The sequence below is a fragment of the Marinilabilia sp. genome (assembly GCF_016278715.1).
In the GTDB taxonomy this organism is placed as follows: Bacteria; Bacteroidota; Bacteroidia; order Bacteroidales; family Marinilabiliaceae; genus Marinilabilia.
In genome coordinates this window covers 1-11629 of sequence record NZ_JADQBH010000063.1, presented here as the reverse complement: position 1 = coordinate 11629, position 11629 = coordinate 1, and the positions used below count along the sequence as shown (strand labels likewise).

Annotated in this window: 9 protein-coding genes; 3 read left to right on the top strand and 6 right to left on the bottom strand. The window is 42.3% G+C overall.

What is annotated here, in order from left to right; translation table 11 throughout:
* A partial coding sequence (locus tag QZZ43_RS04235; protein ID WP_291856593.1) for a DUF4783 domain-containing protein occupies window positions 1-401 on the top strand: 401 nt, incomplete at its 5' end.
* 4 nt (window positions 402-405) lie between these two features.
* On the top strand, window positions 406-1248 hold the full coding sequence (gene nadC, locus QZZ43_RS04230; RefSeq protein WP_291856591.1) for a carboxylating nicotinate-nucleotide diphosphorylase: 843 nt from the start codon (window positions 406-408) through the stop codon (window positions 1246-1248).
* A gap of 79 nt (window positions 1249-1327) precedes the next feature.
* Here the strand turns inward: nadC and QZZ43_RS04225 are convergent, their stop codons facing one another.
* From QZZ43_RS04225 to QZZ43_RS04200, 6 genes are all read right to left on the bottom strand, one after another.
* A complete protein-coding gene (locus tag QZZ43_RS04225) occupies window positions 1328-3958 on the bottom strand; it encodes a valine--tRNA ligase (protein ID WP_291856589.1) in 2631 nt (876 codons plus the stop codon).
* 261 nt (window positions 3959-4219) lie between these two features.
* On the bottom strand, window positions 4220-4513 hold the full coding sequence (locus QZZ43_RS04220) for an RNA-binding protein (RefSeq protein WP_291856587.1): 294 nt from the start codon (window positions 4511-4513) through the stop codon (window positions 4220-4222).
* Window positions 4514-4714: 201 nt separating this feature from the next.
* Window positions 4715-5416, bottom strand: coding sequence for a hypothetical protein (locus QZZ43_RS04215; RefSeq protein ID WP_291856585.1), 702 nt, complete (start codon window positions 5414-5416; stop codon window positions 4715-4717).
* 24 nt (window positions 5417-5440) lie between these two features.
* Entirely contained in the window at window positions 5441-5941 is a 501-nt protein-coding gene (locus QZZ43_RS04210) for a hypothetical protein (RefSeq protein WP_291856583.1), read from the bottom strand.
* A 188-nt stretch (window positions 5942-6129) separates the two neighbouring features.
* Entirely contained in the window at window positions 6130-8751 is a 2622-nt protein-coding gene (locus QZZ43_RS04205) for a DUF5686 and carboxypeptidase regulatory-like domain-containing protein (RefSeq protein ID WP_291856582.1), read from the bottom strand.
* Window positions 8752-9256: 505 nt separating this feature from the next.
* Complete coding sequence (locus tag QZZ43_RS04200) at window positions 9257-10030, bottom strand: DUF481 domain-containing protein (protein ID WP_291856580.1); 774 nt, start codon at window positions 10028-10030, stop codon at window positions 9257-9259.
* A 171-nt stretch (window positions 10031-10201) separates the two neighbouring features.
* Here QZZ43_RS04200 and QZZ43_RS04195 point away from each other — a divergent pair, with 171 nt between their 5' ends.
* Window positions 10202-11401 carry a pyridoxal phosphate-dependent aminotransferase gene (locus tag QZZ43_RS04195; RefSeq protein WP_291856578.1) on the top strand — a complete coding sequence of 400 codons (1200 nt, stop codon included), beginning with the start codon at window positions 10202-10204 and terminating at the stop codon, window positions 11399-11401.
* The last annotated feature ends 228 nt before the right edge of the window (window positions 11402-11629 follow it).

Sequence of the window (11629 nt, the reverse complement as noted above, 5' to 3'; positions counted from 1 at the left end):
AAATGAAGAATCTGATTAAATTTCTACCGGTAATTGCCCTTTTATTGACCTTTACATTTGCTCAGGCACAAACGGGGCCATTGCCTCCGGAGGTAGTAAAAGCCGTAAAAGCCGGGGATGCCGCAGCATTAAAACCGTACCTGAACAATAAGGTGGAGCTACTGCTGCCAGGTGAGTCAGGCGTTTACAGTCAGGAACAGGCTCATTTTATTTTGAAAAGCTTTTTTGAAAAAAATAAGGTAACCTCCTTTGACGTTCTTCATCATGGAACCCGTCAAAATGCAACTTTTGCCATTGGGGAATACAACAGCTCCAGCAATTGCTACCGCTTTTACTTTTTGGTAAAATCCACCAATACTCAACAATTAATCCATCAAATAAGGATTGAGAAACAAGACTAAACCGATGATGAACGAATACCTGGAACCTTTTATTATTAACGCCCTTAAAGAAGATGTGGGCGATGGCGACCATTCCTCTCTGTCATGTATTCCTCCCGATGCAGAAGGAAAAGTGCAACTGCTGGTCAAAGAAACCGGCGTATTGGCAGGGGTTGATGTAGCATTCGAAATCTTCCAATATCTGCAACCCGATATTGAAATCAGTCCCCTGCTGAGTGACGGTGCTCTAGTTGAACCGGGCGATGTAGCCTTTACTGTAAAAGGAAAAGTACTTACACTTCTCAAAGGTGAACGACTGGTTCTCAACATCATGCAACGAATGAGTGGTATTGCTACCCAGACACGCGAGTATGTTCAATTGGTAAACGGGCTACACACCAAAATTCTGGATACCCGCAAAACAACTCCGGGGATGCGTTTTCTGGAAAAGGCAGCAGTGAAAATCGGCGGGGGAGAGAACCATCGCATGGGGCTTTACGATATGGTAATGCTCAAAGATAATCATGTGGATTTTGCAGGCGGAATCGAAAAAGCTATCAAAACCGCTCAAAGTTACCTGAAAGAAATAGGTAAAGACCTTAAGATTGAGATTGAAGTCCGTAATCTGGACGAATTGCAACAGGTTCTGAACACCGGGGGTGTACATCGCATTATGCTCGACAATTTTGACACGGAAACTACCAGTCAGGCAGTAAAAATGATTAATGGTAAATACGAAACTGAATCATCGGGAGGCATAACCAAAAAAACACTTAGAAGCTATGCTGAATGTGGCGTTGATTACATATCGGTCGGCGCACTGACACACCACATTAAGAGTTTGGATATGAGCCTGAAAGCGCTATAAGAAATAAAAAAGCCCGGGGAATTCCCCGGGCTTTTTTATTTCTTATAGCTTAACGCCTAATATTTTCAGGTTCCAGAAATTATCCTTTCAGATTCTTAATACTCTCGGTGAGTACTTGAATTCTTGCTTCCGCATCGGCCTGTTTCTTTTTCTCCATTTCCACCACTTTGTCGGGAGCATTGGCCACAAATTTCTCGTTGCTAAGTTTCTTCATCACGCCGTTGATAAAGCCCCTCATACGCTTTAACTCTTCTTCAAGTTTGGCAACTTCCTCCTCCACGTTGATAAGTCCTTCCAGCGGAATGAAGTACTCCGAAGATTTCACCAGAAACGAAACAGCCCCGGCAACCTTCTCACCAGTCTCTTCCACCGATTCCAGATTGGCCAGTTTCTTCAAGACAGGATCCAGTTGCTTAAAATAACCGTCCTTCCCGGTCATCACCATCACTTTTAGTGCTTCACGTGGCGACAAATTCTTTTCTTTACGCAGATTGCGCACCCCACCGATAGCCTCTTTCACGTACTCGAACTGGTCGAGCAAAGTCTGGTCAAACTTTCCGGCGTCCGGTTGAAGACTCACCATTATACTCTCACCCTTTTTTCGATCAGCAAGATAATGCCAGATTTCCTCGGTAATGAAGGGCATAAAAGGATGCAGCAGACGCACCAGGTCATCAAAAAACTTCAGGGTAGATTCATAAGTCTTCCCATCGATGGGTTGCTGATAGGCAGGTTTAATCAACTCCAGATACCAGGAAGAGAACTCTCCCCAAAACAAGTGGTAAACCTCCATTAAAGCGTCAGAAATACGGTACTTGTCGAAATGGTCATTGATTTTCTCAATAGATTCCATCAATTTGTTCTGAAACCACTCCACGGCGATAGCTGAGCTTTCAGGTTGTTCGATGCCAGCTACAACTTCCCAGTTTTTCACCAGCCGGAAAGCATTCCAAATTTTGTTGGCAAAGTTACGTCCCTGCTCAGTCAGACTTTCGTCAAATAAGATATCATTACCAGCAGGAGAACACATCAACATGCCCATACGCACGCCGTCGGCACCATATTTCTTAATCAATTCCAATGGCTCAGGCGAGTTTCCCAGCGATTTAGACATCTTACGGCGTTTCTGGTCGCGTACAATCCCTGTAAAGTAAACATTCTTAAACGGATAGGTGCCGCGATACTCATAGCCGGCCATTATCATCCGGGCCACCCAGAAAAAGATAATCTCTGGAGCCGTTACCAAATCATTGGTAGGATAGTAATAATCAATTTCGTCGTTATCGGGATTGAAACCATCGAAAACAGTGATGGGCCACAACCATGATGAGGCCCATGTGTCGAGGACATCCTCGTCCTGCCTGAGATTTTCCATTGAAAGGTTAGCATTTCCGCTCTTCTCTTTTGCAAGTTGAAGGGCTTCCTCTTCTGTTTCAGCAACCACGAAGCTGCCATCTTCCAGATAATAAACAGGGATACGGTGCCCCCACCAAAGCTGACGAGAGATACACCAGTCCTTCACATTCTCCATCCAATGACGGTAGAGATTCTTAAATTTTGGCGGATGAAAACGTACTTCATCTTCCATCACGGCTTTAAGAGCGGGTTTAGCAAGTTCCGACATTTTCAGGAACCACTGAGTACTAAGCTTAGGCTCGATTGCTGCATCGGTGCGCTCGGAATAACCTACTTTGTTGGCGTAATCTTCAACTTTAACAAGATTTCCGGCTTTTTGAAGATCTTCTGCAATTTTATCACGCACATCAAACCTGTCCTGTCCAACATAAAGTCCAGCAGCCTCGCTCAATGTCCCGTCGTCGTTGAGCACATCAATGGATTCCAGGTTATGACGCATCCCGATTTCATAGTCGTTGATATCGTGAGCAGGTGTAATTTTCAAACAACCAGTACCAAACTCCACATCCACATAATCATCCTCAAGCACAGGAATGGCACGGTTTAATAACGGCACCAGCACTTTCTTGCCTACCAGATGCTTAAATCGTTCATCGCCGGGATTCACGCAAACAGCTGTATCTCCCAGGATAGTTTCCGGACGGGTGGTGGCGATTGTTACGTACTCGTTTTCCTCACCTTCCACCTGATAACGCACATAATATAATTTGGACTGTACTTCGCGGTAAATCACTTCCTCATCAGAAAGGGCAGTTTTGGCGGCGGGATCCCAGTTCACCATACGAACCCCACGGTAGATGTATCCTTTTTTGTAAAGGTCAACAAAAACCTTGATAACTCCGTCACTGCGAACCTCATCCATGGTAAAACAGGTACGATCCCAGTCGCATGAGGCGCCCAGTTTCTTGAGCTGCTCCAGAATGATTCCACCGTGCTTGTCGGTCCAGTCCCAGGCATGTTTCAAGAACGCATCACGAGTCAGCGAATATTTTGAAATCCCCTCTTCCTTCAGTTTGTTCACCACTTTGGCCTCTGTTGCAATAGAAGCATGGTCTGTTCCGGGAACCCAGCAAGCATTTTTGCCCTGCATACGCGCGCGGCGCACCAGGATATCCTGAATGGTATTGTTGAGCATGTGTCCCATGTGCAACACACCGGTGACGTTCGGCGGAGGTATCACCATTGTGTAGGGTTCACGCTCATCGGGAACAGATTTAAAAAACTCCTGTTCCATCCAGTAACTGTACCATTTGCCTTCCGTCTCGGCGGGACTGTACTTGCTTGCTATTTCCATAATATGATCTGTCTTTCTCCTGGTTAAATTCGATTAAGGTGCAAAAATAACAAAAACTCGCTGACCTTTAAGTATTGAAAGGAAATGTTGTTGGAGAATAGTAGAAAAGACGAATCAGAAAAAAATTGTTAAATCTGCCATAAACCACATTAGAAACATAAGGGAAAGTAAGGAATGGAACCATTTAAGAAAAACCAATGCAATGGTCAATAATATATTAAAAAGGCCGCCCAAACGGGCAGCCTTTTCATAATTTTTTTTTTAATGAGACTGGCGGAATTGTCTTCCACCACCTCCTCTTCCCCCCGCCTCTTCACGGGCGCGTGCTTTTTTGACCACAATACGACTACCATCAAACTCTTTGTCATCCAAATTCTCGATGGCAGCATTTGCGGAATTGTCATCGGGCATTTCAACAAAGCCGAAACGTTTTGAATAACCGGTTTCACGATCCATAATCACCTTGGCGGAAGTTACTTCTCCAAATTCGCCAAACATTTGCTCCAGATCTTCACTTGTAGCCCGGGAGCTGAGCTTTGCAACAAAAATGTTCATAATAAAAAAGAAATAATTAATAAATAAGGGTGGTCAGACACAACAAAGAAGTGCCACCTGAAAGTCAAGTGATTCAACATTTTAAATCTGACTAAAATGCAAGGTAAAACATTTTTGTTCCAAATGCACAAAAATAATTATGACACAAAAAAGCCATGACTACAAATCGCAGTCATGGCTTTTAAAATCTAATTAACACGCTTACTCAGCGCATTCTGTATATTTAATAATATGATTTACCAGCTCGGACCAATCCGGATCAACTGACTTTAGTGAATCACAATTTCCATACAAGGTGTCAAAATGCTCGTCATAATCTTTCTTTTTTATACGAATAGCAATTTCATCATCAGAATGCTTAACGTAATATGATTTAGCATTTCCACCGGCAACTTTAACTCCGGCAACTCCGACTGAAGTAGTTTTCTTTGCCAAAGGATCGTCGTACACCTGAATTTCCTGACTAAAATCGGGATTAATCAACTGCATCATCAGCCCCATTGTTTTACGTTTTATCTTCACGGGAGTATATTCAAAATATGCATACCCCTGATTTAAAAGATCCTGCTCCAGCTTTTCATCATTCCATTTGGTGGCGTCTCCGATAAAGGAATTCGCTTTTGCCAATTTATCAAAGTTACTTGGCGGCAAATACATAAATTTAATATCCTCAGGCTTCAGCTTTTGTTTTTTCCCATTTTCGTCAATAATCCGAACCTCTTCAATAAGCACTTTCTTCCGTTTAATCTTATCGATAGTGCATTCCAATTCTGAACCATCTTCAAGGGTTAAATAGGCCGGTTTATTATGAGAAAAAGACCTTGACGGAGTCAGTAATTGCTGTCCGCTAACAGATACAAAAGAACCGATCAGTACAATCAGTAAAATACTTCGTAAATTCATAATCTATCAGTTTTGGTTAAAATATCAATTTCCACAAAGGGTTGCTTCAAAGGCTCCTTCGATGTATGTTCCATCCTCAACATCTCCTCCCCGCACTCTTCCTGAAACCAGGTCTCCATCTATATCATCAATTATTAAAGTACACCCCAAAAAGGACACACTAGCTGAACCACTTTCAGTTTTATAGGAAAAATAAGGTCCTTTACCTTCATATTCGCCAGGAGCCAGAGGTATTTCGCTTTCTACAAAAAAAGAAACATCACTCCCAATGTATTGCATGTCATCTGAACAAGTTTCTTCGCTTGAAAATAAGAAAAACTTGAATCCATTATCTTCAAACATTACAAGTTCCGAAACAAGAGCAGACTCCAGAATAAAATCTTCTCCATTTATGGCTCCTTCCAATGATTTCTGAGAAATGGGAGATTCATCTTCCCCGGAAGGGTCGTTAATTTCAACAGAGGTTTCAACAGAACAAGCAACAAACAAAGAATAGAACAATAAAATAAAAAGTGGGTACTTCATAAGGGTTTAATTAAAAGTTTCATATCATATTTATTAAAAAGTTTTACAATATAACATTTATTAACTAGCTCCGGCAAACCTTTTCCCACTTAATTTGTTCTTTTCTGTTTTTTTTCACTTTCAGAGGATATAAGAAACCAACTCTTCCCGAGGATCAGAACAATTCAATCCTGATTCTAACCCGGAAATCAAAACTCAAGCACAGCACTGACGCCCCAATGTTCGTACTTACCATCTTCAAATCCGGCAAAAACACCAATGCTGCCCATCAAAAATATCTGGTCAATGGAATAGCCAACCTGCATATAATTCTTCAACTGCGGAGTATGCAAATAATCCAAGTGCAAGGATTCGTTCCACAAGCGATTGCTCAAAACAGGCAAATATTTCAATAATAAATAAGGGGAACTGTATTTTAAATGACCCTGTAGATACCATTCGTTGGTAGATGCTTCATAATCGTTGAGCAAGCGAAAAGAAGGACCTCCGGTGATTCTAACAGGCAATGTGGAGGCATTAAAATGTTTGAAATGCGAAAAATGCATGGCTTCGTTACGGGCAAACCAGCCACCCTTTGCAGCCCAGGACAACGCAGGGAAAAATCCGGCTTCCTTTTTCTGTTCCACTCCGCCTTCCAGAAGCAAATAATCTGCAGAACTGTTAAATGCGGATACTCCCTGTTTTAATAAAAGCGAAAAAGTGGGATAGTCAGAATGAGACATTATTTTGCGCCCTTTCTCGATTCGATAGAAGTAGTGAGGAGTATAGGACAACCCCGTCGTCCAGAAAAAACTTTCCTGCTGATCCAGATGCCCGAAAAACAACTGGTCATTTTCGGGAATATTAGAATTGTAATCTTCATCCCGGTTAAAAAAAGAATAGTTGCTATTGTTGACCATTGGCTGCATCCACTCATAAGCCGCTGAAACATTCCAGCGTAACCCGTTGGCTAAATCCAGTCCGTTAGAAATTTCTGCAAACCGGCGCCCAAAATACCGCTTATAATTTTCCTTGAAAACTAGCGAAGCAACCATATCAGCCAAGGGATTGACGGCAATATCCGAAGTTTTAAAATCGGAGGTCACATCACCCGCCGACAAAGCAAACTCACCCCGAAGCAAGGGAGCGTAAGTCTGTTTCAGGCCTGCTTTCCACATCCATGCCTCCCTCGAAAATGCATAGGCAACTTCAGGTGAAAATTCCAAACGGTGCACCGAATCCTGTTTCCATATTACATCAAGAGACTGTTTGTAATTCCATCCGTCCACGGGATTGAAATTAATGTTCCCCAGACCAATCAATCCGTTATAATTAACAAGCACAGACGAATCGGCCAAAAAGAATCGTTTCCCCCAGGTGGCAAACCCTAAAACCTTATCCAACACCCCGTCTTTGTCCGTCGAAGTACTGTCATTCTTCCCGGCACTAACTGCTGCCAGGCTATCTCCCAGTTCAAAACTTTCATATTCCAGAGGTGTTAGGGGAATCGGGCGCCGGGTTTCCCAAAATGTGGAGTCGGGCTTCACACTATCCTTTTTAAACTCCATCTCATAAGTACTTGTGAGCTCAAGTTCCTGGGGTTGGTCATCTTTGGCCGAACTCTTTTCCATGAGACGGGCCAGCTTCATCATCTCCCGGTTATTGAGTTCATCTTTGGCCAGCAAAGTTTCAATCTGTTGCTGTTCCCGGGTTTTTACTTCAGTCGAATCTGCCTCCGGTTCCTCAGTCACCATCTCGCTCTCAACATCCAGCAATTGTTCCGGTTTTTTCAACACATTATTCAGCTCAACCTCTTTGTATTTAACGGACCCGGAATAATCCACAATTGCCTCCACCCCCATCATGGCCACATCCAAATCGAACTGATGAGTCACCGGCAGCCATGCACTCTCTTTTACCGGCTGAAAAACCTGTTTGACACGGATATTACCAAAAAACATCTCCACTTCCACATCAACCGAATGAATGTTCCACAAGTTCTGAACAATATAAATATACCCGCTCACCAACTGCTGGCTTTTTCGTCGGGGAGTGACCTTTATTTTATTCACCTCCACATCATTTTCTTCAAAATACCCTTCGTAGCGATATTTATAGTGCCGCATGGCCTGCGGTGCAAGAGGAGAAATAACCATACCATTGTCTGCTTCGTAGAAACTGCTGTTGATAAACCCAAGGGCCGTGGATTCATCCCCGGCAGGGAAAGAACTTCGGGAAGCCAGTACCGTATGCTTAAATGTATCCGGAGCAATAAAAGAAATTTCATTCATCGACTCCATAGTGTAAGTGCGCCCCTCTTCCATTCGTGTTTCCATGTCATCAACACTTATTGTGAATGAATTCCTCAAAAGCCGTGGGATTTTCTCCATCCGGAAAGATCCTTTTATATAAACATCGGCCAGATACTTGTTTGTTTGCCTCAGGTAATAAGGAGCCATCCCAATTGCTTTTCTCATAATACCATACGCCGGATCTTCGTCTGAAGGATTTATCACCACTTCACGCAGTTGAATACTTTGCGGCTCCAGATCAATATCCAGCTCAAGCCAGTTTTTGCGAATGGTCAGATGAAAAGTGCGGGTCCGGAATCCAAGCGATTGAAAAACCAGGTCGTACTCTCCGGGAGCCAGAGGTATTTCATATTTCCCTTCACTATTTGAAGCAGTTCCGGTTTTTTCTGAAGGTAAGTAAATGCTGGCCATTGGAACGGGATCTCCGTTTTCATCAACAATGGTACCACGAACTCCCTGAGCAAAGGACATGGCAGGCAAGAAAGCCAACAAGAAAAGAGAGGCAAGAAAGGTCTTCATAAATCTAGGGTTAGAATACAACAAACATTTGTTCGATTGCTTAACAAAATTTGTTCCAAAATTAATCAGGCTTAAAGAATGAGGGAGTTTGCTGTTGAGCAAAAGTTATTTTATAGGGGAAAACCTCTACCATTGTATTAAAATTTCTAAATCAAGTTACGTTCACTTGAGGCAAAAAAATTAGCTGTTTAGAGATGTCGGGAAATGGATTCGGTTTAAGTGCTCAAAAGTGGCGGTTCGGAAACCGCCACACCTGATAATTCCGGATATTGATAACAAGGACTTAACCTTATATGGTTCAAAATCTTTCTTTTCATGCAATGTGGTTAAACATCAATACTCCGTTAAACTTTTTTAAAAGCCTGTTAGTGAGTAATTTGCACAATGTGCGATATTTATCACAACTCTCTGACAATAAAAACTTTGCGCCATTGCGTCTTTGCGTTTAGGCTTTTTTTAACGAACTATTGTAAACATAAGAGTTAATTGTAACCAACTTACATTTCTAAAACCGCCATTGAAAGGAATTCGTTACCGTGTAAAACAGCTTATCCACCTCCGGGGGTGCCAGATTATCATATTCAAGTTTCACAAAAAGACCAAAATTGAACTTTTGTGAAATCCGGACATTAAAACGGGTCTCACTCCACAGGCGAAAATCAGCAGGATCAGAATAATCAGGCTCGTAATAAGTGCTGTGACTCAATTTTGCAGCATCTCCCATTTGCCAGTCAAAACTGCCCATGGAGCTAAACTTCACCAGGCTTTTGCGCCGCTCATAATCGGTATGCTCATACAACTCATTCAAATAAATGGTATATCCGACCAAAAAAAATGAGAACTTCTCTCCGTCCGCAATATTAAACCGGGGTCCGCCTCCAATGATATACCGATGCTTTAGGCTTTTCACTCTATTGTATTGATATTGCAAAAACCCCTCAGCGATAATAATTTTCTCAGGCACCCAGTAGTTGTACTTCAGCATTAAGCCGCCATTGTTCACATTTCGCTCGCTCCCCACCTGGTTAAAACCCAGATCGGATGAAAAAAGGTAGGTGTTCAAATCATCATTGTACTGAAGTTTGATACGTGAATTCAACTGTTTCTGGTCGGAGGTGGTATGAATGAAGTTAAAGCCCAGATTGAATTCCCCTTGTAATCCCTTATCCGGATTCCGCGTTCTTCTTTTGTCAATATTGACAATTTGTCCTTCGGAGAAATTAAACCATCCCGAAAGCAATAAAAGTATCAGAATAAAAATAAATCTTGATCTACCCATATTCAAAAATGTTTGGAAGCAAATTTATTTATTTTCGTCCGAAAATGCGGCATAAGTAAATAAATCCCGGTTTTGCCTTAAAAATAAAAAATAACTTAAAAAGATGCATTGTATCATTATCTTTGTGGGTTTTCGACCCTAACTTTGTAATAAACCAAAAAAACAGAACCAATGCCAAACATCTCAAACCGTGGCGGTCAAATGCCGGCTTCCCCCATTCGCAAATTGGTTCCCTTTGCTGAAGAAGCAACAGAAAGAGGAACAAATGTGATCCATCTGAACATTGGACAACCTGATATATTCACTCCGCAAGTGGGACTTGATGCCGTCCGAAATCTCACCGATAAAGTAATTGAGTACAGCCACTCTGCAGGAAATGAAACCTATCGACGCAAACTGGCAAAGTATTATCAGTCTATCGGAATTGATGTGGAATTCACAGACATCCTGATTACCACAGGTGGCTCGGAAGCCATCACCTTTGCTTTCCTGAGCTGTCTGAATCCTGATGACGAGGTAATTATTCCCGAACCGTTCTATGCCAATTACAACGGATTTGCTATTACATCCGGGATAAAAATAATTCCTGTTACCTCATCCATTGAAAATGGTTTTGCACTGCCGCCCATCAAAGAGTTGGAAGCGCTGATTACCCCAAAAACCAAGGGTATTGTGATATGCAATCCTAACAATCCCACTGGATATCTCTATTCAGACAGCGAACTGGAAGAATTGCGGGAACTGGTATTAAAACACGATCTGTTCTTCTTCTCGGACGAGGTTTATCGCGAATTTTGTTACGATGAGCACAAGCATAAGTCGGTGATGCACCTAAAGGGACTGGAGGAAAATGCGGTGATGTTCGACTCTGTTTCCAAGCGTTTCAGCGAGTGTGGTGTTCGTATCGGCGCTCTGGTTTCCAAGAATAAAGAACTCATCAGTGCGGCACTTAAATTCGGGCAGGCCCGACTGAGCCCCCCCGGACTGGGACAAATTGTGGGCGAAGCCTCTCTCGAAACTCCAGAACAATACTTTATTGATGTTTACAAAGAATACATTCAACGGCGCGATTTTCTGGTTAAAGAGCTCAATAAAATTCCCGGCGTGATTTGCCCCATGCCCAAAGGTGCTTTCTATACCATGGTCAGACTTCCGGTAAAAGATTCTGAAGTTTTTTGCCAATGGATTCTCAGCGAATTTGAATATGAAGGAAATACCGTAATGATGGCACCCGGCACAGGTTTTTACAGTACGCCCGGTTACGGAGCCAACGAAGTGAGAATTGCTTATGTTTTGGAACGTAAAGAACTGGAAACAGCGATTGAGGTTCTGAAAAAAGCACTTGAGGTGTATCCGGACAAAACGGTTTAACCAGCTAAGACATATAATAAAAAGGCAGAAGGTACTGGATTAAAATCCTGACTTCTGCCTTTTTTTTATTAATTTACTTAATATCTTCCAAAAGCAATTTTACCCCTAAATCACCGATGCCGATTATGGTTTTGAAAGAATTTGTTTTCACAAACCCAATAGTGTCCTAAACATTTTCCAAAAGGGATTTCATCCCTTAAACCCTGAATTACTTTTTTGTCTTGATAC